General features: G+C 70.8%; 23 protein-coding genes. 11 read left to right on the forward strand and 12 right to left on the reverse strand.

The window, feature by feature from the left end; all coding sequences use genetic code 11:
- Positions 1-67: 67 nt before the first annotated feature.
- Together ACWPOB_RS16825 and ACWPOB_RS16830 are read right to left on the reverse strand one after the other, a co-directional pair.
- Entirely contained in the window at positions 68-925 is an 858-nt protein-coding gene (locus ACWPOB_RS16825; RefSeq protein WP_100057558.1) for a MaoC/PaaZ C-terminal domain-containing protein, read from the reverse strand.
- Positions 925-2,271, reverse strand: coding sequence for a 3-oxoacyl-ACP reductase (locus ACWPOB_RS16830; protein WP_455401539.1), 1,347 nt, complete (start codon positions 2,269-2,271; stop codon positions 925-927). Before ACWPOB_RS16830 ends, ACWPOB_RS16825 begins: the two co-directional genes overlap by 1 nt.
- A 130-nt stretch (positions 2,272-2,401) precedes the next feature.
- Between ACWPOB_RS16830 and ACWPOB_RS16835 the strand changes: the two genes are divergently transcribed.
- The gene (locus ACWPOB_RS16835) at positions 2,402-3,715 is read left to right on the forward strand and encodes an acetyl-CoA C-acetyltransferase (protein ID WP_006931659.1); all 1,314 of its coding nucleotides are present in this window, start codon (positions 2,402-2,404) and stop codon (positions 3,713-3,715) included.
- 241 nt (positions 3,716-3,956) lie between these two features.
- Positions 3,957-6,332 carry a VanW family protein gene (locus tag ACWPOB_RS16840; protein WP_455401540.1) on the forward strand — a complete coding sequence of 792 codons (2,376 nt, stop codon included), beginning with the start codon at positions 3,957-3,959 and terminating at the stop codon, positions 6,330-6,332.
- A gap of 189 nt (positions 6,333-6,521) precedes the next feature.
- Here the strand turns inward: ACWPOB_RS16840 and ACWPOB_RS16845 are convergent, their stop codons facing one another.
- From ACWPOB_RS16845 to ACWPOB_RS16855, 3 genes are all read right to left on the reverse strand, one after another.
- Positions 6,522-8,357 (reverse strand): acyl-CoA dehydrogenase, encoded by a 1,836-nt coding sequence (locus ACWPOB_RS16845; RefSeq protein WP_455401541.1) that lies wholly within the window; start codon positions 8,355-8,357, stop codon positions 6,522-6,524.
- Positions 8,358-8,458: 101 nt separating this feature from the next.
- Positions 8,459-9,067, reverse strand: a complete 609-nt coding sequence (locus ACWPOB_RS16850) for a class I SAM-dependent methyltransferase (protein ID WP_455401542.1) — start codon at positions 9,065-9,067, stop codon at positions 8,459-8,461.
- A gap of 30 nt (positions 9,068-9,097) precedes the next feature.
- Positions 9,098-10,162, reverse strand: a complete 1,065-nt coding sequence (locus tag ACWPOB_RS16855; protein ID WP_455401543.1) for a DUF4185 domain-containing protein — start codon at positions 10,160-10,162, stop codon at positions 9,098-9,100.
- Between the two features lie 256 nt (positions 10,163-10,418).
- Here ACWPOB_RS16855 and ACWPOB_RS16860 point away from each other — a divergent pair, with 256 nt between their 5' ends.
- Positions 10,419-11,438 (forward strand): beta-ketoacyl-ACP synthase III, encoded by a 1,020-nt coding sequence (locus tag ACWPOB_RS16860; protein WP_100058174.1) that lies wholly within the window; start codon positions 10,419-10,421, stop codon positions 11,436-11,438.
- Complete coding sequence (locus ACWPOB_RS16865; RefSeq protein WP_455401544.1) at positions 11,438-12,169, forward strand: HNH endonuclease family protein; 732 nt, start codon at positions 11,438-11,440, stop codon at positions 12,167-12,169. Before ACWPOB_RS16860 ends, ACWPOB_RS16865 begins: the two co-directional genes overlap by 1 nt.
- Positions 12,170-12,179: 10 nt before the next feature.
- Here ACWPOB_RS16865 and ACWPOB_RS16870 read toward each other — a convergent pair whose 3' ends face one another.
- The gene (locus ACWPOB_RS16870) at positions 12,180-13,154 is read right to left on the reverse strand and encodes an HAAS signaling domain-containing protein (RefSeq protein WP_100057680.1); all 975 of its coding nucleotides are present in this window, start codon (positions 13,152-13,154) and stop codon (positions 12,180-12,182) included.
- 132 nt (positions 13,155-13,286) lie between these two features.
- Here ACWPOB_RS16870 and ACWPOB_RS16875 point away from each other — a divergent pair, with 132 nt between their 5' ends.
- Positions 13,287-15,404, forward strand: a complete 2,118-nt coding sequence (locus ACWPOB_RS16875; protein WP_455401545.1) for a thiamine pyrophosphate-dependent enzyme — start codon at positions 13,287-13,289, stop codon at positions 15,402-15,404.
- A gap of 245 nt (positions 15,405-15,649) precedes the next feature.
- A complete protein-coding gene (locus tag ACWPOB_RS16880; RefSeq protein ID WP_100057682.1) occupies positions 15,650-16,867 on the forward strand; it encodes an NAD(P)/FAD-dependent oxidoreductase in 1,218 nt (405 codons plus the stop codon).
- A gap of 1 nt (position 16,868) precedes the next feature.
- On the opposite strand, the gene ACWPOB_RS16885 is transcribed toward ACWPOB_RS16880, so the two are convergent.
- The gene (locus tag ACWPOB_RS16885; RefSeq protein WP_455401546.1) at positions 16,869-18,218 is read right to left on the reverse strand and encodes a cytochrome P450; all 1,350 of its coding nucleotides are present in this window, start codon (positions 18,216-18,218) and stop codon (positions 16,869-16,871) included.
- Positions 18,219-18,310: 92 nt separating this feature from the next.
- Here ACWPOB_RS16885 and ACWPOB_RS16890 point away from each other — a divergent pair, with 92 nt between their 5' ends.
- A complete protein-coding gene (locus ACWPOB_RS16890; RefSeq protein ID WP_100057683.1) occupies positions 18,311-18,928 on the forward strand; it encodes a TetR/AcrR family transcriptional regulator in 618 nt (205 codons plus the stop codon).
- Here the strand turns inward: ACWPOB_RS16890 and ACWPOB_RS16895 are convergent.
- Complete coding sequence (locus tag ACWPOB_RS16895; protein WP_455401547.1) at positions 18,912-19,976, reverse strand: TerC family protein; 1,065 nt, start codon at positions 19,974-19,976, stop codon at positions 18,912-18,914. The two genes, ACWPOB_RS16890 and ACWPOB_RS16895, sit on opposite strands and share 17 nt — an antisense overlap.
- Before the next feature lie 163 nt (positions 19,977-20,139).
- A complete protein-coding gene (locus ACWPOB_RS16900; protein ID WP_100057580.1) occupies positions 20,140-20,523 on the reverse strand; it encodes a VOC family protein in 384 nt (127 codons plus the stop codon).
- Between the two features lie 265 nt (positions 20,524-20,788).
- Between ACWPOB_RS16900 and ACWPOB_RS16905 the strand changes: the two genes are divergently transcribed.
- From ACWPOB_RS16905 to ACWPOB_RS16915, 3 genes are all read left to right on the forward strand, one after another.
- The gene (locus tag ACWPOB_RS16905; RefSeq protein WP_100057581.1) at positions 20,789-21,109 is read left to right on the forward strand and encodes a helix-turn-helix transcriptional regulator; all 321 of its coding nucleotides are present in this window, start codon (positions 20,789-20,791) and stop codon (positions 21,107-21,109) included.
- 76 nt (positions 21,110-21,185) lie between these two features.
- Positions 21,186-22,106 carry an alpha/beta fold hydrolase gene (locus ACWPOB_RS16910; protein ID WP_100057582.1) on the forward strand — a complete coding sequence of 307 codons (921 nt, stop codon included), beginning with the start codon at positions 21,186-21,188 and terminating at the stop codon, positions 22,104-22,106.
- Between the two features lie 100 nt (positions 22,107-22,206).
- Entirely contained in the window at positions 22,207-22,911 is a 705-nt protein-coding gene (locus ACWPOB_RS16915; RefSeq protein WP_455401548.1) for a hypothetical protein, read from the forward strand.
- 15 nt (positions 22,912-22,926) lie between these two features.
- Here the strand turns inward: ACWPOB_RS16915 and ACWPOB_RS16920 are convergent, their stop codons facing one another.
- A complete protein-coding gene (locus ACWPOB_RS16920; RefSeq protein ID WP_455401549.1) occupies positions 22,927-23,250 on the reverse strand; it encodes a hypothetical protein in 324 nt (107 codons plus the stop codon).
- 96 nt (positions 23,251-23,346) lie between these two features.
- Between ACWPOB_RS16920 and ACWPOB_RS16925 the strand changes: the two genes are divergently transcribed.
- Positions 23,347-24,957 (forward strand): hypothetical protein, encoded by a 1,611-nt coding sequence (locus ACWPOB_RS16925; RefSeq protein WP_455401550.1) that lies wholly within the window; start codon positions 23,347-23,349, stop codon positions 24,955-24,957.
- On the opposite strand, the gene ACWPOB_RS16930 is transcribed toward ACWPOB_RS16925, so the two are convergent.
- Positions 24,958-25,254, reverse strand: coding sequence for an ANTAR domain-containing protein (locus ACWPOB_RS16930; protein WP_100057585.1), 297 nt, complete (start codon positions 25,252-25,254; stop codon positions 24,958-24,960).
- A gap of 250 nt (positions 25,255-25,504) precedes the next feature.
- Positions 25,505-26,176, reverse strand: a complete 672-nt coding sequence (locus ACWPOB_RS16935; RefSeq protein ID WP_100057586.1) for a dienelactone hydrolase family protein — start codon at positions 26,174-26,176, stop codon at positions 25,505-25,507.
- Between the last annotated feature and the right edge of the window lie 5 nt (positions 26,177-26,181).

The raw sequence follows: 26,181 nt of genomic DNA on the forward strand, positions 1-26,181 counted from the left end.
GTATCGTTGATCTCCTCAGTGGGAGTCGACGATACATTCGCTCGGAGCGATTGCGGCGTAGCCGCTCTCAGCGCAGGGTGGCGGTGAGGTGCGGGTAGCCCTTCTTCGGGTGGCGCAGCGCCAGGTCCCAGCCGTCGGCGGCGCGCGCGGCGTACAGGTTCACGGTCGCGGGCAACAAGACCGGCTTGCCGAACCGGACCGAGTACGTCGCGTGCGACGGGATGCGGCCCTCCACGGCCCGCAGCGCCGCGGCCGCGCTCCACATGCCGTGCGCGATGGGCTTCGGGAACCCGAACGCCTTGGCGCCGAGCCGCGAGACGTGGATCGGGTTGCGGTCACCCGAGACCGATGCGTAGCGGTCGATCGTCTTCTGGTCCACCCGCAGCGTCGACGTCGGCACCGGAGGGATCTCCTCGGCCTTCGGTTCGGGCTTCGGCTGGTCCGACAGCGAGGTGCGCTGCTGGTGCAGGAACGACGACGTCTGCCGCCACACCAGCTCCCGGCCGACGCTGATCTCGCTCACCAGGTCGACGAGCAGGCCCTTGCGGTGCTCCCGCAGGTTCTCGGCATGCACCCTCAGATCCAGCGGCTCGGTCACGGACACGGGCCGCAACTGCTCGATCACGTTCTCGGCGTGGACGGAACCGACGGCGGCGAAGGGAAAGCCCTTCGACACCATCAGCTTCATCACGACGGGGAACGTCAGCGTGAACGGGTACGTCAGCGGCAGCGTGTCGCCGAAGCGCAGTCCGCACACCTTCGTGTACTCGGCCAGGTTGTCCGGGTCGACGCGCAGGCCGCGCAGCACGAGGGTGTCGTCGGGCAGGCGGTCGCCCGAGGCGCCCACGACGGGCAGCGCTGAGAGAGCCGCCCGCGCGTAGACGTCGAGAGTCGAAGGGCGCGAGGAGAGTTCGACGACAGCCATCATGCCCCCAGCATGGACTGGCCGCACACGCGCACGACCTGGCCGGTGACCGCGCTCGACGCCGGGCTGGCGAACCAGGCGACGGTCTCGGCGACGTCGACGGTCTGCCCGCCCTGCTGCAGCGAACTCATGAGGCGACCGGCCTCGCGGGTGGCCACCGGGATCGCTGCGGTCATGGCCGTCTCGATGAAGCCGGGTGCGACGGCGTTGATGGTGATGTTCTTCTCGGCCAGCACGGGCGCGGTGGCCTGCACCATGCCGATGACACCCGCCTTGGACGCGCCGTAGTTGGTCTGGCCGCGGTTGCCGGCGATGCCGGCGATCGACGACACGTCGACCACGCGGCCGCCCTCCTTCAGCGCGCCCTTCTCGACCAGCTTCTCGGTGATCTTCTGGGGGGCGAGCAGATTCACGGCCATGACGGCGTTCCACCGCGCGGCATCCATGTTGGCGAGCAGCTTGTCGCGGGTGATGCCGGCGTTGTGGACGATGATGTCGGCGCCGCCGTGCCGCTCGAGCAGGTACTCGGCGAGCCTGTCGCCCGCGTCCGGGGCGGTGACGTCCAGGGCGAGGGAGACGCCGCCGACCTTGTTCGCGGTCTGTGACAGGGCGTCGCCGGCCGCGGGGATGTCCGCGCAGACGACGTGCGCGCCGTCGCGGGCGAGTACCTTGGCGATCGTGGCGCCGATGCCGCGGGCCGCGCCGGTGACGACGGCGACCTTCCCGGCGAGCGGGCGCTCCCACGACTCGGGGGCCGTCGCGTCGCCGGCACCGACGCGGATCACCTGACCGGAGACGAACGCGGACTTCGCGGACAGCAGGAAGCGCAGCGTGGATTCGAGGCCGGACAGGCCGGTGGCGGCGTCGGGGGAGACGTACACCAGCTGGGCCGTCGCGCCGCGGCGCAGTTCCTTGCCGACGCTGCGGGTGAAGCCTTCGAGCGCGCGCTGGGCGATGCGCTCGTCCACGGAGGAGGCTTCCTCCGGGGTGGTGCCGAGCACCACGACGCGCCCGCTCGGGCCGAGCCCCTTGATCGCGGGCTGGAAGAAGGTGAACAGCTGCTCGAGGCCCGCGACGTCCGTGATGCCGGTCGCGTCGAAGACGAGCGCCCCGTACCCGGTGTCGGCGGGATCGGCGAACGGGTAGTCGGACAGCAGAGTGCGGATCGGTTCGACGAGGCGGCCGTTGCCCCCGACGAGCAGCGGGCCGGCCAGCGGTGGCTGACCCGGCTCGTACCGGCGCAACTTCTCCGGCTTCGGCAGGCCGAACTGTTTGGCGAGGAATGCTCCGGGCGCGGACCCGATCAACTGGGCATAGAGGCCGGGGGCGCTCTTGGTTTCAGCCACGATTCCACCTTCTCTGGTTCGGACGTCGGTATTGTCGGGAGGGGCCGACGGTGTGGTGTCGACAACGAACTTACTCGCGAGTAAGAATAGTAGCCAGAGTCTGTATCCACCAGCATCCCGGGAGACGTCAGTGACCACCACCGCTCGTTCCACGCAGCTGCGCCGTGTCGCAATCCTCGGCGGCAACCGGATCCCCTTCGCCCGGTCGGACCGCACGTACGCCCGTGCGTCGAACCAGGACATGTTCACCGCCACGCTCGACGGGCTGGTGAGCCGGTTCAACCTCCAGGGAGAGCGGCTCGGTGCCGTCGTCGGCGGGGCCGTCCTCAAGCACAGCCGCGACTTCAACCTGATCCGCGAGTGCGTACTCGGCAGCGCGCTGAACCCGCACACCCCCGCCTGGGACCTGCAGCAGGCCTGCGGCACCGGCCTGCAGTCGATCATCTCCGTCGGTGACGCCGTCGCCGCCGGCCGTATCGAGGCCGGCATCGGCGGCGGTGTCGACACCACCTCCGATGCCCCCATCGGCGTCAACAACGAGCTGCGCGAGTTCCTGCTCTCCCTCAACCGGGCCCGCTCGACCGGCGACCGCGTCAAGCTGCTCGGCCAGGTCCGGCCGTCGATGCTCGGCATCGAGATCCCCCGCAACGGCGAGCCCCGCACCGGTCTGTCGATGGGCGAGCACGCGGCGATCACCGCCAAGGAGTTCGGCATCGCCCGGGAGGCTCAGGACGAGCTGGCCGCCGCGAGCCACCGCAACATGGCCGCCGCCTACGACCGTGGCTTCTTCGACGACCTCGTCACCCCGTTCCTCGGCCTCACCCGCGACGACAACCTGCGCCCGGACTCGACGGTCGAGAAGCTCTCCGGCCTGAAGCCGGTGTTCGGCGTCGAGCTCGGCGGCGCCACCATGACCGCGGGCAATTCGACCCCGCTCACCGACGGTGCGTCGGCGGCGCTGCTGTCCTCGGAGGAGTGGGCTGCGGAGCGCAGGCTGCCCGTGCTCGCCTACCTCGTGGACTCGGAAACCGCGGCCGTCGACTACGTCCACGGTGGCGATGGCCTGCTCATGGCCCCCACCTACGCGATCCCGCGGCTGCTGAAGCGCAACGGCCTGACGCTGCAGGACTTCGACTTCTACGAGATCCACGAGGCGTTCGCCTCCGTCGTCCTGGCCACGCTCCAGGCGTTCGAGTCGGAGGAGTACTGCAAGGGCCGGCTCGGCCTGGACGCTCCGCTCGGGTCCATCGACCGCAGCAAGCTCAACGTCAACGGCTCGTCGCTGGCGGCCGGGCACCCGTTCGCCGCGACGGGTGGCCGCATCGTCGCGTCCCTGGCGAAGATGCTGCATGAGAAGCGGCAGGAGACCGGCAAGCCCGTGCGGGGCCTCATCTCCATCTGCGCCGCAGGTGGGCAGGGTGTGACCGCCATCCTCGAGGCCTGAGCCGACCCCGGCGGCCCCGTCCGGAAAAAATCCCGGAAGTCTGTAACGCCCCGGCGGGGCCGCCGATAAACCAGTCGACCTCGCGTTGCTGCCTGACCCCCGACCTGGCGGCAGCGCGAGGTCTTTCGCTTCTCCGCGGGGGCTCGGACCGCCCATCGGCTCGGGGCGCTGGGAATCCGACATTAGGCTGGATACCGAGTGGTGCGCCCGATCCGGGGCGCACCCCGGTGAAAGGACATGGGTGAGCGGCAAGAGCGGGACGAACGACCCCGAGGACGGCCAGGACGAGGTTCGGTCCGCCGTCCCCGAGCCGGAGGCGACGCCCCAGGACGCCGCCGGTGATCGGACGGAGGCCGTCCCCGTGGCGAGCGCCGAGCCCACCCCGCCCCCGCAGCCCGTCGCCGGCGACGCTGCCGGGGCATCCGAGCAGGTCCCGGACGCCGAGCCGGAACCGCCGGCGGACGCCGACGTGCCGCCCTGGGAGGCGCCCACTGCCGTGCTGCCCGTCGTCGAGCCGGCGTCCGGCCGCACCGACGCCGACGTCGAGACCGAGGTCATCCCCACCCTGTCGGACGACGCCTCCCAGGAGCCGGCCACCGAGCAGAAAGCGGTCCCTCGGCCGGCGACCGTACCCCCCGAGTCCGGCACCCCGGCCGGACCACCCCCGGCCGGACCACCCCCGGCCGGACCGCCACCGGCCGCGCCGGCGCAGGCCGGACCCGGTCGCGCCGGCGGTCCGCCCTGGCGTCGCATCGCGCTGGTGGTCGGTGGCGTCGCCGCCGTGCTCGCCGCCCTCTACGTCGGCGACCTCGCCGTCTCGTCGGGCAACGTGCCGCGCGGCGTCACCGTCGCCGGTATCGAGATCGGCGGGCGGTCGGTCCCGGAGGCGGAACAGATCCTGCGGACCGAACTCGGGCCGCGCGTCGACGAGCCCGTGACCGTCACGGCGGGCGACGTGACCGCGCAGATCGTGCCGGCGCAGGCGGGTCTGGACGTCGACTGGGAGCACACCCTCGACCGCATCGGATCGCAGCCGCTCGACCCGATCACCCGCGTGGTGTCGTTCTTCGGCGGCGGCAACGAGATCGGCGTCGTGTCGACGCGTGACGACGCCGCGCTGTCGGCGGCGATCGGCGGCGTCCGCGCGGTCGCCGACCGGCCGCCACGGGAGGGCAACCTCGTGTTCGACGGGGCGACCCCGGTGCCCGTGCCGCCGCTGCCCGGGCAGACGCTCGATGCGGAGGCCTCCGCAGACCTGTTCGCCGAGCGCTGGGCGTTCGGCGACGTCGCGTTCCCCGTCGAGACGGTCGAGGTGACGGTCACGCCCGAGGGACTCGAACGCGCACTGCGAGACGTCGCGGACCCCGCTGTCGCAGCCGACGTGACGGTGCGCGGTCGCGACGGGGCCGTCGCGACCCTGCCCAGCGACCGTGTCGGCGCCGTGCTGACCTTCGTGCCCGACGGCAACGGGGGACTGACCCCGCAGTACGGGATCGAGGCCGCGACCGAGATCCTCCGGCCGCAACTGGCCGCGACCGAGGTGGAGCCGAAAGATGCCCGGATCGTGCTCGAGGGCGGTGGCCCGACGGTGATCCCGTCGGTCGACGGCGAGCTCGTCGACTGGGCGGTCAGCCTCGAATCGCTGCCGCAGCTGCTGGCCGCGCCGGGCGAGCGGGTGACCGATGCCGTGTACAAGCCGGTCGCTCCCAAGCTGACCACGGAGGCCGCCGAGAAGCTGGGCATCCGCGAGGTTATCGGCGAGTTCACCACAGGGGGTTTCGAGTACGCCTCGGGCGTGAACATCCGCCTGGCGGCCTCGGAGATCAACGGTGCGCTGGTCAAGCCGGGGGAGACGTTCTCGCTCAACGGCTACACCGGCCCGCGCGGCGCGGCGCAGGGGTACGTCGAGTCCGGCATCATCAACAACGGGCGGCCGTCCAAGGCGGTGGGCGGCGGCATCAGCCAGCTCGCGACCACCCTGTACAACGCGACGTACTTCGCAGGCATGGAGGACGTCGAGCACACCGAGCACAGCTACTACATCTCGCGGTACCCGGCGGCCCGGGAGGCGACGGTCTTCGAGGGCGCGATCGACCTGAAGTTCCGCAATCCGTTCGACACCGGGGTGCTGATCCAGGCGATCGGCACGTCGTCGGACATCACGGTGCGGATCTGGGGTACCAAGACCGTGGACGTCGAATCCGTGACCGGTTCCCGCACGAACTTCACGGCGCCGAACACGATCACCCTGCCGGCCGGGCCGGGGTGCATCCCGTCGAGCGGCGCGCAGGGCTTCACCGTGAGCGACACCCGCATCATCACCGACGCGGCCACCGGCCGGCAGATCTCGAGCACCACTCGCACGGTCCGCTACGACCCGGTGCCCGTGGTGCGCTGCGTCAGCGCCGAGCCGGAGCCCGCGCCGGAGGCGGCACCGGCCGTGCCGGCGCAGCCGGCGCCCGGGGAGGCGGAGACGCCCGGAGGGGGCGCGGAGGAACCCGCCGGCGCGCGTCCGGCCGTGACGACGACCCCGCAGCCCGCCCCGAGTGCCCCGGACGAATCCGGGGATGCGCCGGCCGCGGCCCCCGCGGGAACGTCGCAGACCGGCACGCCGTAGCGCGGAACCAGCCTGCACACGACTGTGCCCTCCCGTTACGAAACGGGAGGGCACAGTACTGTGTACTACCTACTCACTCGGATCCGGGCCGGGCCGGGCCGAGCGAATGTATCGTTCAGCTCCTCAGCGGTAGCGGACGATACATTCGCTCACCTGCCGCGGCCACCTGCCGCGGCCACGTGCCACGGCTCAGAAGGCCGCTTCGTCGAGCTCCATGATGTCGAGGTCGACGTTCGCGACGATGCCGCGCACGGCGGTCAGCTCGGGCAGGACGTTCTTGGCGAAGAAGCCGGCGATGGCGACCTTGCCCTCGTAGAACGCCTTGTCCTTGGCATCCGGGCCGGCGTCGAGGGCCGCGAGGGCGATCTCGGCCTGCTCGAGCAGGCGCCAGCCGATGAGCAGGTCACCGAAGGCGAGCAGGAACCGCACCGAGCCCAGACCCACCTTGTACAGCTCGGTCGGCTGTTCCTGGGCACCCATGAGGTAGCCGGTCAGGGTGGCGGTCATGGCCTGGACGTCCTCGAGGGCTGTGGCGAGCAGGGCCCGCTCGGACTTGAGGCGCTCGTCGGCGCTGTCGGAGGCGAGGAACTTCTGGATCTGGCCGGAGAGGTGGGCGAGGGCGACGCCGCGGTCGCGGGCAATCTTGCGGAAGAAGAAGTCCTGCGCCTGGATGGCGGTGGTGCCCTCGTAGAGGGAGTCGATCTTCGCGTCGCGGATGTACTGCTCGATCGGGTAGTCCTGCAGGAAGCCGGAGCCGCCGAGGGTCTGCAGCGAGTCGGTCAGGTACTGGTAGGCGCGCTCGGAGCCGACGCCCTTGACGATGGGCAGCAGCAGGTCGTTGACGCGGTGCGCCAGCTCGTGGTCGGCGCCGGAGACCTGCTCGGCGACGACGTCGTCCTGGTGGGCGGCGGTGTAGAGGTAGACCGCGCGCAGGCCCTCGGCGTAGGCCTTCTGCATGGCCAGGGCGCGCCGCACGTCCGGGTGGTGGGTGATGGTGACCCGGGGGGCGGTCTTGTCGGTCATCTGGGTCAGGTCGGCGCCCTGGACGCGTTCCTTGGCGTAGGCCAGGGCGTTGAGGTAGCCGGTGGAGAGGGTGGCGATGGCCTTGGTGCCCACCATCATGCGAGCGTGCTCGATGACGTCGAACATCTGGGCGATGCCGTCGTGGACCTCGCCGACGAGCCAGCCCTGGGCGGGCACGCCGTGGCCGCCGAAGGTGACCTCGCAGGTGGCGGACGCCTTCAGGCCCATCTTGTGCTCGACGTTGGTGACGAACACGCCGTTGCGCTCGCCCATCTCGTTCTTCTCGAAGTCGAAGTGGAACTTGGGGACGAAGAACAGCGACAGGCCCTTGGTACCGGGGCCGGCGCCTTCGGGGCGGGCGAGGACGAGGTGGAAGATGTTCTCGAACAGATCGTCGGAGTCGGCGGAGGTGATGAACCGCTTGACGCCCTCGATGTGCCAGGAGCCGTCGTCCTGCTTGATCGCCTTGGTGCGGCCGGCGCCGACGTCGGAACCGGCATCGGGCTCGGTCAGCACCATGGTGGCACCCCAGCCGCGTTCGACGATGGTCGCGGCCCACTTCTTCTGCTCGTCGGTGCCGTTGGCGTGGAGCACCCCGGCGAAGGACGGACCGGCGGCGTACATGAAGGCGGCCGGCTGGGCGCCGAGCATCATCTCGTTGACGGCCCAGCTCAGGGCGCGCGGCGCCGGCGTTCCGCCGATCTCCTCCTCGAGGCCCATGGACCAGTAGCCGGCCTCGTACCAGGAGTTGAACGCCTTCTTGAAGCCTTCGGGCAGCGAGACCGAGTGGGTCTCGGGATCGAAGACCGGGGGGGTGCGGTCGGTTTCGGCGAACGACTCCGCCGCGGGGCCCTCGGTGAGGGTCTTCACCTCGGCCAGAATGCCACGAGAGGTCTCCTCGTCGAGGTCACCGAACTTGCCGGCCTCGAGGAGCGTCTGAATCTTCAGCACCTCGAAGAGGTTGAACTCCAGATCCCGGAGGTTGCTCTTGTAATGGCCCATGTCTGCGCTACTCCCAGTGAGATGGTGCGGTCAAGCAGTGTTCGAGTACCGCCCAAGTTATTACTCGTCGGTAACATCCGCCCATGTTACCCGCCGGGCAACTAACTGCCAAGGGTCGGTTTGCGTGCCACGACCAACGCGTCGATCGCCATTCCTGCGTCCGTTTCCCGCATTCTCCGCTCGGCGGTCCGGATATCCAGCCGGTCGTGCATTTCCTCGACGAGATCCGTTGGTGTGTAGAGGATCTCGGGATCGCGAGGGCCCCCGACGCCCTCGGTGGGATTGGTCGAATCGTGCCCCAGAAATATGAGGATTCCATCAGGTTTCAGGGCCGCGATCGCATTGTCGATCAATGCTCGTCGCTGTGGCGGAGGGAAATGGAGATAGGCGGAGAGGACGAGATCATATTCGGCGTCGAAGGTGACCCCGGTCACGTCGGCGCACGCGTACGTCAGGCGCTCACGCACCCGTCGCGGCGCCTGCGCCGCGATCGCCCGGGCCTTGTCCACCGCCACCCGGGAGAAGTCGACGCCGGTCACCTCCCAGCCGCGCGTGGCCAGCCAGAGCGAGTGCCGGCCCTCGCCGCACCCCAGATCCAGTGCCCGGCCGCGCGGCAGCGACGTCGCGAACTCGACGATCACCGGGTTCGGCGGCGATCCCCAAACCGTCTCGCTCTCCGCATACCGCGCATCCCACTCCTGTGCGTCCATGGACGCACGGTAGCCCGGACGCCGCGCCGGTCAGGGGTGGAGCGTGGTGCGCAGCAGCAGCACGTTGTAGTTCTGGTGCACGGTCGTGAGGAAGTACAGGTCCGGACCCGACGACCACGGGTGGATGTACGCGCCGTACGCCGTCGGCAGTTCCCGGGTGTCGACGACGACCTCCGGCGCGCTCCACGGGCCGGTGGGCGACGGGGCGCGGCGCAGCACCACGGAGTTGTGGCCGTCGGTGGTCAGCAGCACGAACTGCCCGAGGTAGTCGTTCCACTGCACCGACAGCTCGGCCGCGCCGCCCGCCATCACCGGGCGGGCCGCATTCACGTCGCGCACCCACGCGCCGCCGTCCCAGTACTCGTACGCCGCGAGATCGAGCATCTGCAGTTCCGGCACGCGCGCCAGGTGCACCAGGCCGCCGCGACCGGGCGGCGTTCCGTACTGATAGACGAACCCACCGTGCCGGACGAAGGCGCCCATCTGAAAGTTCCGGTTCCCGCCGGCGCTCGGCCGCTCGGTCTGCGGCGCCACCGTCCAGTTCTCCCCGTTGTCGTGGGAGAAGGCCAGCCCCGAGAAGTTGGTCTCCCACGAGCCGGCGTGCCCCCAGTTCTTCACCGACATCAAGCTCAGGAACTGGGTGTCGCCGACGGCGATCCCCGCGGTGGGGATCCGGCTGATCTCCACGAACGGGATCTTCGGGCTCGGCACGAGTTCCTTCGCCTGACCGAAGAAGTCGCGGGCCGCGCTGTCGAACGTCATCCCGTCCGTGAGGTTGCGGTCCGAGCTGCGGAACAGCGCGCTGCTGCGCCAGGCCCAGATGCTGCCCGAGAGAAGGTTGGGCAGCCCGAGGCCCGCCGTGTCGCCGAACGCGGTCAGCACCTGGCCGCGGCCGTTGTCCCACATGACGCCGAGGTCGGTGCCGAGCACGTTCATGTCCTGCGTGCGGTTGGTGCTGAGCATCCCGGTCTGCTGCGCCACGACCTGGGTGCGGCCGCGCAACTCCGGCAGGCCGTTGACCCCGTTGAGTCCCGGGATGGGATTGATCGCGTTCGGGTTCGCTGCAACGGTGCCCGCGAACGGAACCACCGTCACGGCGGCACAGGTCAGCGCAAGGACTCCGAGGCGGGCGGAAGCACGTCGGTAACCCCCATTACGTGTGTGCACGACCACGGACGGTAACAGGAGGTGACGGTAGTCACACGCGGTCCCGGGCCCGTCGGCGTGTCCCGGCGGCCCGCGCGCAAGGGCCGTGGCCGACGGGTCGGCTCCGCTACGATTCGCGCGCGCGTTACCGTGTCAGGAACGCGATGCACTGACAGCCAGTGCACGAAGAAGAGGAGTTCGCCTGATGGGTGCACAGATCGCCGGTCCCGCCCCGCTGCGGAACACCGCACTGCTCGGGCTGGGCGTGCACCGCCCCGAGCGGATCGTGACCAACCACGAGATCTGTCAGCAGATCGACTCGAGCGACGAGTGGATCCAGTCCCGGTCCGGCATCAAGGAGCGGCGCTTCGCGGAGGACACCGGCGAGACCGTCCTCGACATGGCGATCTCCGCGGGCCGCAAGGCGCTCGAGGCCGCCGGCATCACCGGCGACCGGCTCGGTGCCGTCATCGTGGCGACCTCGACCTACCCGTACCAGACCCCGCAGTCCGCCGCGCTGGTCGCCGACACCCTCGGCACCGGCGGCGCCGCCGCCCTCGACATCTCCGCCGGCTGCGCCGGGTTCTGCTACGCCCTCGGCGTCGCCTCCGACCTGGTGCGCGCGGGCACCGAGGACTACGCGCTCGTCATCGGCGTCGAGCGGATGAGCGACACCACCGAGCCCACCGATCGCTCGGTGCGGTTCATCTTCGGCGACGGCGCCGGCGCCGTGGTCGTCGGCCCGTCCGACGAGGTGGGCATCGGCCCCACCGTGTGGGGATCGGACGGCTCGCAGGCCGACGCCATCCGCCAGGAACCCGACTGGGTGAACTTCGCGAACAACCCCGATCAGAAGCGGCCCTGGATCATCATGGAGGGCACCGCGGTGTTCCGCTGGGCGGCCTTCGAGATGGGCAAGATCGCCCGGCAGATCGCCGACAAGGCCGATGTCGAGCTCGCCGCCCTCGACGCGTTCGTCCCGCACCAGGCCAACCTGCGCATCAACGACGTCATCGTCCGCCAGCTCGACCTGCCGGAGACGGTCGCCGTCGCCGACGACATCATCGAGACGGGCAACACCTCCGCCGCCTCCATCCCCCTCGCGATGGAGAAGATGCTGCGCACCGGTCAGGTCCAGCCGGGTGGGCTCGCCCTGCTGCTCGCCTTCGGCGCCGGCCTGTCCTACGCGGGACAGGTCGTGAAGATGCCGCCGCTCGCGCAGTAGTGGCCGCGGCGAACTCCGCCGGCCGCCGGCGCTGGTTGTGGTTGCTCGCCTACGTGCTCGCCTTCGTCGCGTTCGTCGTCCTCCAGCAGACGTACGGCGGCGACGAGGCGGGTCCCGGCGGGTCCACGTCGGCGCCCGCGCCGGCCCCGTCGTCGGCCGCCGCCGCCGAGGCGGTCGAACTGCTGAAGAGCCTCGCCGTGCGGGAACCGGACCCGTCCGGCGGTTACGACCGCGCCCTGTTCGGGCCGGCGTGGACCGACGACGTGACCGTCGCGGGCGGGCGCAACGGCTGCGACACGCGCAACGACGTCCTGAAGCGGGATCTCGTGAACATCAAGCTGGCGCCGGTGACGAAGGAGTGCACCGTCGAGGCGGGGACCCTGTACGACCCGTACACGGGGCGGGAGATCTACTTCCGGCGCGGCGTCGACACGTCGTCGGCGGTGCAGATCGATCACGTCGTCGCCCTGTCGGACGCGTGGCAGAAGGGTGCGCGGCTGCTCGATGCGCAGGCCCGCAAGAACCTCGCGAACGATCCCCGGAACCTGCAGGCCGTCGACGGGCCCACAAACCAGGGCAAGGGCGACAAGGACGCGGCGCAGTGGCTGCCCCCGAACTCGGAGTACCGCTGTACCTACGTCTCCCGGCAGATCGAGGTGAAGGCGGAGTACGGCCTGTGGATCACGCCGGACGAGAAGGACGCGATGGCCGGCGTCCTGGCCACCTGCTGACGGCCGGGCCTCAGGCGCGGCGGTGCGCGAGGTGCTTGCGGACCGCCGTCACCACCCCGACCGCCGACGCGACGATCACCACGATGCACACGATGCCGACCGCCAGGTTCAGCTGAGCCGTCAGGTCGGAGCCCGTGCGCTCGCTCAGGTCGGACAGGAACTGCGGCGAGAAGTACGGCCGGTGCACGAGCACGGCCGTGGCCACCGCGACGGCGAGCAGATCGGAGACCACCGACAGGGCGGTGACGACCGTCGTCCAGCTGCGCACGACCAGCGCCACGCTCGCCGAGACCACCCACAGCGCCGCGACGGCCACCATCGCCGGCACCAGCCGGTCGGTGAAGCTGGGATCGAGGGCCTCGTACCCGGCACCGAAGAACGACGGCGCGAGCGACGGGGACAGGCTCGCCACCCCGATCAGGACGACCACCGCGAACACCAGTTCCGCGACCGCCTCGCCGACGGGGATCTCCCGGCCGTGCGGCACCGCCGGGAGGTCGTCCGGATCCCACCGGCCGAGGTCCGTGCCGGCGGGCGCGGTGCGCTCGAGCACCGCGAAGACGACGGTCACCCAGAACGCGGCGTACACACCGCCGGTCAGGGCCGCGTCGATCGCGTCCCACACGACGTCGGCGGTGTCGAGGCGCGCGGCCGCGGGAGCGGTGGCCTCGGTCAGGGCGCCGAGCAGGGTCAGTCCGCCGAGCACGGCCGCCACGACCCCGACGACGGGCCACAGCACCCGTAGATAGGTGTCGTAGAGCCGGGGACCGATCAGATGCCGCGGGGCGCCCCGGTAGGTGCGGGCGAGATCCTCCGGGGAGCCGAGGCCGGCGAGTACCTCACGCACGTCGCGGTCGGCGGCGGCGTCGTCGATGCGCCCGCGCAGTTCGGCGGTCACGTCGTCGCGCCGGGACCGCGGCAGGTGGACGAGGACGGCGTGCAGGTACCGGTCGACGAGTTCCCCGTCGGTGAGGCGGGTGGACATCTCGGTGTTCCTTCCGTTCGGCCCCCGGCCTGCATGTGCGGCCGGGCGCGACGACCCGCGCCGACCGGGACCGGGCGGTACTGTGCCGGTACACAGTATTGGGCAGGACCTGCGAGGGTGTGGGGAAGCGCGATGACGGCCGAGCCGCTCGACGAGTACTTCACCGCCACCGTCCGCGGCTGGAGCGCCGGCCGTGCCGTGGCCGGACGGGTACCGGACGAGCTGATGCTGCGCTGTTTCGACGCTCAACTGCAGTCCCGTCACCTCGACTTCGCGGCCCGGGAGATGCAGCGGCGCGGTGCCGGGTTCTACACCATCGGCTCGGCCGGGCACGAGGCGAACGCCGCCCTGGGCCTGCTGTCCCGGGTCACCGATCCGGCACTGCTGCACTACCGGTCGGGGGCCTTCTACGCCGCGCGGGCGGCCCGGGTGCCGGGCACGACGCCGGTGCGGGACGTGCTCGCCGGCTGCACCGCCTCGACGCTGGACCCGATCTCCGGCGGCCGGCACAAGGTGTTCGGCAACGCGGAGTTGAACATTCTCCCGCAGACCTCGACGATCGCCTCCCATCTGCCGCGCGCGGTGGGGACGGCGTTCGCCCTCGCCCGCGCGGCCCGGCTGGGCCTGCAGTGCCCGTGGCCCGCGGACTCGGTGGTGCTGTGCAGCTTCGGGGACGCCTCGGCGAACCATTCCACCGCGGTCGGGGCGCTCAACGCGGCCGCCTACTGCGCGTACCGGGGGCTGCCGCTGCCGCTGCTGTTCGTGTGCGAGGACAACGGGCTCGGCATCAGCGTCCGGACGCCGGAGGGCTGGGCGGAACGCACCCTCTCGTCGTATCCGGGGGTGAGCTACCGCGCGGCCGATGGCGCGGACCCGGTCGGCGTGCTCACCGCCGTCGCGGACCTGCTCGTCGCCGTCCGGACCTCGCGCGCACCGGCCGTGCTGCACCTGAAGACGGTGCGGTTCCTCGGCCACGCCGGCTCCGACGCCGAGACCGCGTACCGCACCCGTGAGGAGATCGCCGCCGACTACGTCCGGGATCCGTTGCTGGCCACCGCGCGTACTCTGATCGACCGCGGAACACTCTCCCCCGCGGGGATTCTCGAACGATACGAGGGGATGCGTTCCGTCGTCGCCGCCGAGATGGAGGCGCTCGCCACCGCCCCGCGGCTGGTGTCGGCCGCCGAGGTGATGCGGCCGCTGCACGCGCACGGTCGCCGGCGGGTTCCGGACGAGCCCGGGCCCCCGTCGCCGGAGCCCCGCACGCTCGCTCAGGCGGTGAACGCCGCGCTCACAGGGATTCTCGAGACGATACCGGAGTCGTTCGTGTTCGGTGAGGACGTGGCGGACAAGGGCGGGGTGTACGGGCTCACGCGCGGTCTGCTCCGCCGCTTCGGGCCGCACCGCGTCTTCGACACGATCCTGGACGAGCAGACGATCCTCGGTACGGCACTGGGTTTCGCGGTGGCGGGCCTGCTGCCGATTCCGGAGATCCAGTACCTGGCCTACCTGCACACTGCCGAGGACCAGTTGCGCGGCGAGGCGGCGAGTCTGATGTTCTTCTCCGACGGCCGCTTCCGCAACCCGATGGTGGTGCGCATCGCCGGCCTCGCCTACCAGCGCGGGTTCGGCGGGCACTTCCACAACGACAACTCCGTCGCGGTGCTGCGCGACATTCCCGGTCTGGTGCTCGCGGTGCCGAGCCGTCCGTCGGTTGCGGGGGCGCTGCTGCGCAGCTGCGTGCACCTCGCGCGCAGCGAGGGCCGGGTATGCGTGTTCCTCGAGCCGATCGCGCTGTACCACGAGCGCGACCTGTACGACGAGGGCGACGGGCTGTGGCAGGAGCCGCCCGATTCCGTTGCGGTACAGCCGGGCTCGGTGCGGGTGTACGGTACGGGCGACGACGTGCTCATCGTGACGTTCGGCAACGGCGTCCGGATGAGCCTGCGCGCGGCCCGTCGGCTGTCGGCGCGCGGCGTGGAGGCCGCCGTGCTGGACCTGCAGTGGCTGGCGCCGCTGCCGCTGGCGGAACTGCTGGCGTGCGCGCAGTCCTTCCCGCGCGTGCTGGTGGTGGACGAGACGCGGCGCAGCGGTGGGGTGTCGGAGGCGGTGGTCACCGCACTGGTGGAGGCGGGCTACCGGGGCCGGATCTCGCGGGTCACCAGCCGCGACAGTTTCGTGCCGCTCGGCCCGGCGGCGGCCGAGGTGCTGCTGTCCGAGGACGACGTCGTCAGCGCGGCCACGGAGTAGCGGCGCGCGGTCGCGGTCGTGTCCGGATCACCGCCGTCGCGCAGCTCGACGGCCTCGTCCTCCGCCCCGGCAGGGACGAAGGTCCCGGGAAGCGGGGACCTTCACCGGGCAGAAATACCCGGAGGGGTACTTGAAGAGTCCCGGGCGCGGGTCTACAGTCGTCGTTGAATACCCCACCGGGTATCAAGGGCGTGGAGGCCCAGCCCGCGTCCGCGCCTGCGTCACGGACGGAAAGGACTGTTCACATGTCGCTCCATTCAGGCAACGGTGCCGCGCGACATCGAGTACTCGTCGTCGGAGGCGGCACGGCCGGAATCGCGACCGCTGCGCGCCTGCGCCGGGCCGGCGTCACCGACATCGCGGTGATCGAGCCCTCCGATGAGCACTGGTACCAGCCCCTGTGGACGCTCGTCGGCGGAGGACAGGCGTCGCTGGACGAGACCCGCCGAGCCGAGGAGAAGCTGATTCCCAAGGGCGTCCGGTGGATTCGGGCCGCCGCGACCGCCGTCGACCCCGACGCGCAGACCGTCACGACCGACCGCGGGACCGTCGTCGGCTACGACTACCTTGTGCTGGCCACCGGCCTGCAACTCGACTGGGACGGGGTGCCGGGCCTCGCCGCGGCCGTCGGGCACGGTGCCGTCTCGAGCAACTACTCGTCGCAGTACGCCCCTTACACGTGGGAACTGATCCGGAACATGCGCTCCGGCACGGCGATCTTCACCCAGCCCGCCGGTCCCATCAAGTGTGCCGGCGCGCCGCAGAAGATCGCCTACATCGCCTCCGACTACTGGCGGCGGCAGGGCCTGCTGGACGGGATCCGCGTCATGCTCGTCCTGCCCGGCGACTCGATGTTCGGCATCCCGTCCTGGCGGCAGACCCTCGAGGGGGTCGCCGCGAAGTACGGCATCGAGGTGCGTCTGAGCTCGGAGATGACCGCGCTCGACGGACCGTCGCGCAAGGCGACGATCGTGAACAACGCCACCGGCACCGAGGAGGTCGTCGGGTTCGACATGCTCCACGCCGTGCCCCCGCAGCGCGCGCCCGGCTGGGTCGCGGCCAGCCCGCTCGCCAACCCGGCGAGCCCCTTCGGCTACGTCGAGGTCGACAAGCACACGCTCCAGCACCGCCGGTATCCCAACGTGTTCGCGCTCGGCGACGTCGCGGACCTGCCGACGTCGAAGACCGGCGCCGCGGTCCGCAAGCAGGCGCCCGTCCTCGTCGCCAACCTGGTCGCCGAGATGCGCGGCGTCGGCAAGCGCAAGAGCTACGACGGGTACTCGTCCTGCCCGTTCGTCACCGCCCGGGACAAGATGATGCTCGCGGAGTTCGACTACGAGCTCAACCCGTCCCCGAGCATCCCGGTCATCGACACCACCAAGGATCGCCGCGACATGTGGCTGCTCAAGCGCTACGGCCTGCCGGCCATGTACTGGCACGGGATGGTCAAGGGCCGCGTCTGAGTCACCGGAGGCGGCGCAGCGCGATCGGTTGCCCGTCCGACGGGTACGGAAGTGACGTGAAGTTCAGCGGCGCAACATAATCGGACGGAACGTGCCACCGGTACCCGAGCAGCAGGTGGTGCAGCACCGTCTTGATCTCGGCGCCGGAGAAGTACATGCCCAGGCAGCGGTGCTCTCCGGCGCCGAACGGCGTCCACGCGAACTTGTGCACGCGGTCCTCGCGGCGTTCCGGTGCGAAGCGACCGGGATCGAACTTCTCCGGTTCCGGCCACAACTCGGGCATGTGGTGGCTGTAGTGCAGCCCGACGTTGATCAGGGTGCCGCGCGGCACGAAGTGGCCCAGGATTTCGGTGTCGGCGGTGGTGTACCGGACGATGCCGGGCACCGGGGTCACGATCCGCTGGCACTCCTTGATCACCAGGTCCAGGCTCGTGAGCGATTCGAGGTCCGCCAGGGTCGGGGTCGTCGTACCGAGTGCCTCCGACTCCTCCCGGCACAGTTGCTGCCACTGGGGGAACTGGCCGAGGTACTGCAGCACGGTGGACAGCGTGATGGTCGAGGTGTCGTGCGCAGCCATCATCAGGAAGATCATGTGGTTGACGACGTCCTCGTCCGAGAATCGCTCGCCGTCCTCGGATTCCACGTGACACAGCGCGGTGAACAAGTCGTCGCCGTCGCCGGCGCGACGGGCCGGCAGGTATCGCCGGAAGAATTCCTCGAGCCGGCGGCGGCCCACCACGCCACGGCGCCAGCGGGTTCCGGGCAGGGGATAGCGCACGATCGCCGTGGCCGCCTGTACGCACCCGATGAACGCCTTGTTCACCTCGGCCATCTCGGTGGCCGACGATCCCTCGGCGCCGCCCATGAAGATCGAGGTGGCGAGCCCGAGGGTGAGTTCCTTCAGTGCCGGGTAGGCGCGGAAATCCTCGCTCGGCGTCCACGAGTCGAGGGCCTGCGCGATCGCGGGCTGCATCGAGTCCGTGTAGCGGGCCAGGCGGTCCCGGGTGAAGGCCTGCTGCATGATCCGGCGGTGCGTGCGGTGCTCGTCGCCGTCGAGCAGCATCAGGCCGCGGTCGAAGAACGGGCCGATGAGGGTCCGCCAGCCCGGGCCGTTCGCGAGTGCCCGGTCGCGGTTCTGCAGCGCGGCGCCGCAGGCGTCGGGTCCGAGCAGCACCACCCAGGGCCGGCCCGCGAACCGGAACCAGGACACCTCGCCGTGTTCGCGGTATCGCCGGTCGTAGGCCTTCAGCGGGTTGCGCATGTAGTCGAGGGCGTACCCGACGTAGGGCAGTCCGGCGTCCCCTGGTACCGCGGTCAGGCCGGGCGGGGAGGGCGCGAGCACTTTCGTCATGAGGTCTCCGATTCGTCGGACCGTATCTGACATGAAGCTCTGTCAATTTCCTGTAGCGTGGATCACAGGCGGCGATCTGTCAAGATTCGACTATGGGCAGGCCCAGTCGTCAGTACCGCGGAAAGAGCGCCGAGCAGCGCGCCGCCGACCGTCGCGAGCAGTTGCTCGCGGCCGGTCTGACGGTGTTCGGCCGCGAGGGCGGTGACCGTGCCACCATGACCGCGATCTGCCAGGAGGCCGGGCTCACCGAGCGGTACTTCTACGAGAGCTTCTCCGGCCGGGACGAGCTGCTCGTGTGCGTCGTCGAGCGGATCGCCGACGAGATCCGCGAGCGCGCGCTGGCGGCACTCGCCGAATCCGAGCGCGGCCCCGAGGAGCGGGCCCGCGCTGCCATCGCCGCGTTCGTCGCGGTCCTCACCGACGATCCGCGCAAGGGCCGGGTCGCCGTCGTCGAGTCCGCGGCCGCCGAGCCCTTGCGCACCCGTCGCCGGGAACTGCTGCGCCAGTTCGCGGACCTCGTCGCGATCGAATCCCGCGAGCTGTGGGGCGACCGCGCGCTGCAGCCGCCCCACGACCAGATCGCCGCGCTGCTGTTCGTCGGGGGCCTCGCCGAGCTCATGACCGCGTGGCTCGGCGGCGAGATCGACGTGACCCCCGATCAGATCGTCGAGGCGGCGACCCGCCAGTACACGTTCACCGCCCACCGCTGAGGCTGTCGTCGCGCTCGGGCCGCGCCGCGCGGCGCCGGCTGCCCGGCAGCCGCCACACGGGTTCGAGCGCCGCGGTCTCCTCGGCCGTGGCCACCCGGAACGGCGGGGTCGCGGGCGCCGCGAGGCTGCGACGGCCCTGGCCGCGCGTGGCGCGCAGGCTGGCGACGATCGACACCGTCAGGATCGTGGCGACGACGGCGAGCGAGATCGGTGTCGGCACGTAGAACACGTCGATCTTCAGCAGCATCTTGACGCCGACCCACATCAGCACCAGCGCCAGCCCGATCTTCAGGTACACGAAGCGGTGGATCAGGTCGGCGAGCAGGAAGTACATCGCCCGCAGGCCCAGCACCGCGAACGCGTTGGCGGTGAACACGAGGAACGGCTCGTCCGTGACCGCGAAGATCGCGGGGATCGAGTCGACCGCGAAGACGATGTCGGTGATTTCGATGAGCACCAGCACCGCGAGCAGTGGGGTGGCCAGCAGCGCACCACCGCGACGGACGAGGAGCTTCTGTCCGTGGTAGGCGTCGGTCATCGGTACGTGGCGGCGGAACAGCCGCAGCGCGCGGGACTTCTCGGGGTCGAGGTGCTCGTCGCGCTGCCGGATCATCCGGTAGCCGGTGTAGAGCAGGAACGCCGCGAACAGGTAGAGGATCCAGCCGAAGCTCGCGATGAGCACCGAGCCCGCCGCGATGAACAGACCCCGGAACACCAGGGCCCCGAGCACGCCGAGGAACAGGACCCGGTGCTGGTACTCACGCGGCACGGCGAAGTACGTCAGGATGATCGCCCAGACGAAGACGTTGTCGACGGCGAGCGACTTCTCGATCAGGTAGCCGGAGAAGTACTGCTGGCCGAACTCCGAGCCGTACTGCCACCAGATCAGCGCGCCGAATCCGACGCCGGTGCCGACCCAGAACAGCGACCAGCCTGCGGCCTCGCGCACGCCGATCACGTGCGCGCGGCGGTGCGCGAACAGATCCACCGCCAGCATCGCCACGATTGCGGCGAGTACCGCCGCCCACAACCACAACGGAACGGTCATCGGGACCACCTCTCAGCCTCGAAACGGCCGAAAGTCTTTCCCGGCTCGAACCCGAGCCCGCTCCGCCGGGGGGCCGGCGGACGGCCTCCGAGTTGACGACGAAGCGCGGAGGGATACTCCCTTTCGCGAACTACAATTAGTGAATAGTATTTCCGGTTAGCTGTCAAGGGAACGGGAGGTAGGGGCGGGTGAGCAGCTCGATCGCGTGACCGGCCGGGTCCTTGAAATACACCCCGCGCCCGCCGTGCCCCGTGTTCGTTTCGCCGGGGCGGCGCATCTGCGGATCGGCCCAGTGCTCGATGCCGGCGTCGCACAGCCGCCGATACGCCCGGTCGAAGAGGTCGTCGTCGACCATGAACGCGTAGTGCTGCATCTGGATCTCCACCGGGGGCTCGGCGAACTGCAGCAGTACGCCGTCGTCGAGCTGGATGTTGGTGAACGGGCCCCAGGACGGTGCTTCCGAAAGTTCCAGCAGTTCACGGAAGAACCGCGCCGACTCGTTGCGGTCCACGGCGGCGATGATCGTGTGGTTGAAAGTGACGGACATGGGAGTTCCTCGCTGTAGTTCGATTCGGGGACGGGACGGCGGTACGCACGAGCCCGGCGGTCCCCGTATCGAACGCGGGCGGCGACGCTGCGCCGCCCGTTCCACGCTCAGACCTCCACCGGGTCGCCGATCCGTGAGTGGCGTAGTGCCGGCCCGGTGTTCACCCGACGAACCCTACCCAGGGCCGCCCGGGCGCACCAGGGATGCGGCCGCGGCCCGAGCGCGAAGCGCGATACCGGAAACCGCGGTGCCCTATGGTGTGCGGGTGACCTCCTCCGCCCGGCCCGGAACGCCGCCCACCGGCGACGAGGACCGTGCCCGGGGCTGGACGTTCCTGACCAACCACGCGCACGTACTGCTGTGTGTCGCCGGAGGCGGACAGCCCACCGTCCGCGAACTCGCGCAGCGGATCGGGATCACCGAGCGGTCCGTGCAGACGATCCTCGCCGACCTGGTCGACGGCGGCTACCTGACCCGCACCCGCGCGGGCCGTCGCAACCTCTACTCGGTGAATCCGGCCGGCCGGCTCCGTCATCCGCTCGAATCCGCACACACCGTCGGCGAGCTGATCGACGCGCTGCGCTGAGCGCAGGGCCCGTCGCCGGGGATGCCCGGCCCGCGCTGTCACGGACACCTGCGTCGTGTGACCGCAGCCACGTGGCATGCTGGCGCCTATGATCGACGTCGAACGTCCCAAGCTGGAAGGCACCGTTGCGGTCGGGGGCGGCCGCCGGATCGGCTTCGCCGAATTCGGATCGGCCCAGGGCCGGGCGGTGTTCTGGCTGCACGGCACCCCCGGGGCGCGTCGGCAGATCCCCATCGAGGCACGCAGCTACGCCGAGCGAGAGCACGTCCGGCTCATCGGCGTCGACCGCCCCGGGATCGGCTCGTCGAGTCCGCACCGCTACGAGAACGTCCTCGCCTTCGCGGACGATCTGCGTATCGTCGCGGACACCCTCGGGGTGGACCGGATGGCGGTCGTCGGCCTCTCCGGCGGCGGCCCCTACACCCTCGCCGCGGCGCACGCGATGCCCGAGCGGGTCGTGGCCGCCGCGGTGCTCGGGGGCGTTGCGCCCGTCGTCGGGCCCGACGCGATCAGCAGCGCCCTGATGCGGTTCGGCAGGATGGTCGCGCCGGTGCTCACCGTCTGGGGCGTCCCCATCGGCATGGGGGTGGCGTCGATGGCCCGGGTCGTGCGGCCGTTCGCGTCGCCGCTCATCGACCTGTACGGGTGGTTCTCGCCCGAGGCCGACCGGCAGTTGCTGGCCCGCCCCGAGTTCAAGGCGATGTTCCTCGACGATCTGCTCAACGGCAGCCGCAAGCAGATGGCCGCGCCCTTCGCCGACGTCGTGGTGTTCGCCCGGGACTGGGGTTTCCGCCTCGAGGACGTCAAGGTGCCGGTCCGGTGGTGGCACGGCGACACCGACCACATCGTCCCCATGGAACACGGCCTGCACGTGGTGGGCCGGCTGCCCGACGCCCAGTTCCACCACCTGGCCGGCGAGAGCCACCTCGGCGGCCTGGGCGTGTCCGAGGACATCCTCTCGACCATCCTGCGGATCTGGGACGACGCCGACCGCTGACTCCGCGGTGGCCGAATGTCACACAGGTTCGATCACATTGAACGCGTGTCACATTCGGCCGAGGCGGGGCGCACGGCGCCGGAGAGGGCATGATGTCCGGATGGACACCGGCGTCGAAGCGGACGGGTGGGCCACCCGCTGGGTGGAGCCGCTCGCCGACCTCGCCGCCGGCACGACGACCGCCCTGGTCCCGGACGTGATCGTCACCGCGCTCGCTCTGGGCCTGACGCACCGATACGTCGGACGCACCGTCGCGACGGACGTGCACGGCGTGCCGGTGCGGGCGACGGTGCGGTCGGTGCAGGTGCGCCGTCGCCGCGCGCACCTGCAGTCCCGGGTCGAGCTCGCGGCGGTCGACTGGGGCGGGCGCCGGGTGGACGAGGTGACCGTGGTGGCGCACGGTGTGCGTGTCGTCCCCGGGATCCGCACCCGGTTCAGCGCACACCGCCTCGACGTCCAGGGCACCAGCGGCGTCGGCACCGTGCTCGACTGGCTCAACTCCCTCCGCCACGACTGGGTTTTCGTCCTCGATCGCGACGGATCGATCCGGGCCACGCATCGCCGCCGCCGGCTCACCGCGCTCGTCGACATCACCGTCACGGACGGCGTGGCCCGGATCGAGCTGGGCGACGCCCGCTGCTACGGCGTGCCGGTGCCGGGACGGCTGCTCCCACCACGCGACGTCGCGCTGCCACCCCTGCCCGGCGGTGCCGGGAGCGTCTGCGCCGCGCGCGAGGGTCACCTCGTCCGGTTCGCGATGCAGGTGCCGGCCGTGTCGTACGCGTTCGACCCGCTCGGCGCGTGAGGGTCCCAGTGAGGCTCACAGCCACCGGCGCGGCGGCTTCTTCACCCACATGAACTTCTCGTCCGCGGCGGTGGGGGTGGCTGCGGGATGGCCGGGATGCTGCGCGGCCCACGCCGACTTCTCGGTGAGCAGCCGCGCGACGAGCGCCCACGTCTCCATCGTGCGCGGCGGGTGCGCTCCGGCGGCCCGGGCCAGCTTCCGGCGCACGTCGTCGCTCAGGGCCAGCAGCTCGTCCGCGGTGATGCCGCGATTCCAGGCGAACCGGGCGAGGACGATCGCCTTCTCCCGCCGATTGCGGGCTGCCTCGTCGGTGTGCGCGAAGTCCTCGTCGGTAGCCATGCCCTACAGAATTCGTCGCCGGCCGTGTCGTTGACAACCCACCGCGCGCGGCTCACGCTCGGAGCAGGCGCACGCGCGGCCCGGGGGGAGGACGAAATGCCGGTGACTCCGATGGATCTCCCGGACGGCACACCCGCGGACGTGCGGGTGCGCGCGGCGTCCGCCCCCCGGGTGCCGGTGTCGGATCCGTCGCTCGGACGCGACGTGCGGGTCGACACCCGGGGAGTGCCCCCGCACCGGCTCGTCGCGATCGGCGACTCGGTGCTGCAGGGGTTCCAGAGCGGCGCCGTCTTCCACACCGACGTCTCGGTCCCCGCGATCGTCGCCCACGAACTCGGCTGGCTCCGCCGGTTCCGCTACCCGCGCTACGGCGGTCCGGGCGGGTTGCCGCTCAACATCGAACTGCTCCTGCGCGACCTCGAGCGACGCTTCGGGCCGTCGGTGAACATGTGGGAGACGCCGCTCGCGCTGTTCGCCGTGCGCGCGCTCATGGACCAGGTGGAGGACTACTGGGAGCGCGGGCCCGGTCGGGAGCCGCCGCTGCCGGCGGCGTACCAGCACAACCTGTCCTGTTTCGGCTGGGACCTGCGCGACGCCCTGAGCAAGACCGCCGCGACGTGCGAGGCGGCGATCGCCGCACCGAACGACGACCTGCTCGACCAGATCGTGCAGAACAACGGGGAGCGCGCCGCGCTGCGGGTGTATCCGCGCTGGAGCGACGGGGCGAAGGCGATGACGTTGTTCGACGCGGCCGCGGCGCTCGGCGACGACCACGACGACACGACCGAGTCCGGGATCGAGACGCTGGTGGTGTTCCTCGGCTCCAACAACGCGCTCGGCACGGTCACGGACCTGCGCATCGCGTGGAGCGGTCCGGACTTTCGCGACCTCACCGCGAAGGACGCCTACACCATCTGGCGGCCCGAGCACTTCGCGGCCGAGTTCGCGGAGGTGGTCGAGCGGGTGGCGGCGATCCGGGCGCGGCACGTCGTGTGGTGCACGATTCCCCACGTCACCATCGCGCCGATCGCGAAGGGGCTCGGACGCAAGATGGAACCGGGGTCGCCCTATTTCCCGTACTACACCCGGCCGTGGATCGAGGAGGCGCGGTTCGACCCGGCTCAGGACGAGCACATCACGGGTGCCGGGGCGTACGCGGTGGACGTCGCGATCGACCTGTACAACGAGCGCATCGAGCAGGCGGTCGCCGACGCTCGCTCCGGTGTGCACGGCCCGGCACGGGACTGGTATCTGCTGGACGTGGCCGGCCTGCTCGAGCGCCTCGCGTCGCGGCGCTTCGTCACCGATGTCGGTGCCCGCCCGGCGTGGTGGACCCCGTACCCGCTCCCGTCCGCACTCGCCGCGCTCGACCCCGTGCCGGATTCGCGGTTCCTGACGGCCGACGGTCGTGGGGGCCGGGCCGCGGGCGGGCTGTTCTCCCTCGACGGCGTGCATCCGACGACGGTCGCGAACGGGATCCTCGCGCAGGAGCTGATCAACGTGATGCGCCGCGCCGGGGTGCAGTTCCACCACGGCAACGGCGGGGTGCGCCCGGATCCGGTGACCGTGGACTTCGAGCGGTTGATCCGCAGGGACACCCTGGTACGGACGCCGCCCGGAAACATCGACTCGACCCTCGGCATCCTCGCGTGGGCGGACGAGGTCGGTGACCTCGTCCGGCGCACGCTGAGCATCCGCTTCCGGTGATCAGTTCTCGGCGGGGGCGGTCCTCCGGTCGATCAGCGGGCCCCACAGTTCGGTCGCGACGGTGTGGGCGCGCCGGTGTCCCTGGACGGTAGTGCCGGGACCAGTGGTCAGGTCGGTGAGGGCTTCGCACAGGTCGACGATGTCGACGTGGAAGCGCATCGAGGCGTCGAGCAGTTCGTCGAACGCCTGGTCCTCGGTGTAGGAGCGGCCCCTTGCGGAGCGGAGAAGAGCCTGCGCGGTGTCGAGTGCCGTCAGGCGTCGTACCGCGGGGATGTCACGGTGTGCTTCGATCGTCAATTGTCCGCCTCTGAGGTGTCGCCACTGGGCGTGTGTCAACTCGTTGTAGTGCGGGTACCCCGCCGGTTCGGCGGCTACCCAGGTTTGTGTCTTCCGTCACAGTACGAGGACTGTGCCGTCGTGTCCACCGTACCCGTGTTTGCCCAGCGCAGGCGGGTGAGTGGGCGCCGCGCCCCCTGGTGTTCCGTCGTCGATGTCCGAATTCCCCGGAGCGGCAGAGGGATCCGACGCCGTGTATGTTGCGTGCCGGTTACGCCGGAGGCGGCGGGCGGTGATCGAGGAACCAGTCCCGCGCTTGCTGTGCCACGACCTCGAGCGTGCCGGGTTCCTCGAACAGGTGCGTTGCCCCGCGCACGATCCGCAGGTCGTGTTCGCACCGCATGGCCGCGGCGGCCTGCCGGTTCAGTTCGATCACCATGCGATCCAGGCCTCCGACCAGCATGAGCGTGGGGGCGCGGACCCGGCCGAGGCGGGGCATCGCCAGATCGGGTCGCCCGCCGCGGGAGACGACGGCGGCGATCTCCCGGTCCGGATCGGCGGCGGCCCACAGCGCCGCGGCGGCGCCGGTGCTGGCCCCGAAGTAACCGATCCACTCGGCTTCCGCGCGGACGAGATCGGTCACCTCGCCGAGCCGGCTCGCGAGCAGTTCGATGTCGAAGACGAGGGCGCGGTCGCCCTCCTCGCCGGCGGTCAGCAGGTCGAACAGCAACGTGCCCAGGCCGGCGGCGTTCAGTTCCCCGGCGACGTACCGGTTGCGCGGGCTGAACCGGCTGCTGCCGCTGCCGTGCACAAAGATCACCAGGCCGTCCGATCCGGCGGGGACGGTCAGGGTGCCGGCCAGGCTCACGTCGCGAAGCTCGAGCGCGACGTCCCGGCCGCCGGAATCGACGCCGCGGTCGCGCCGGCTGTCGGCGGTGCTCATCGGGT

Source organism: Rhodococcus sp. 2H158 (assembly GCF_053764755.1).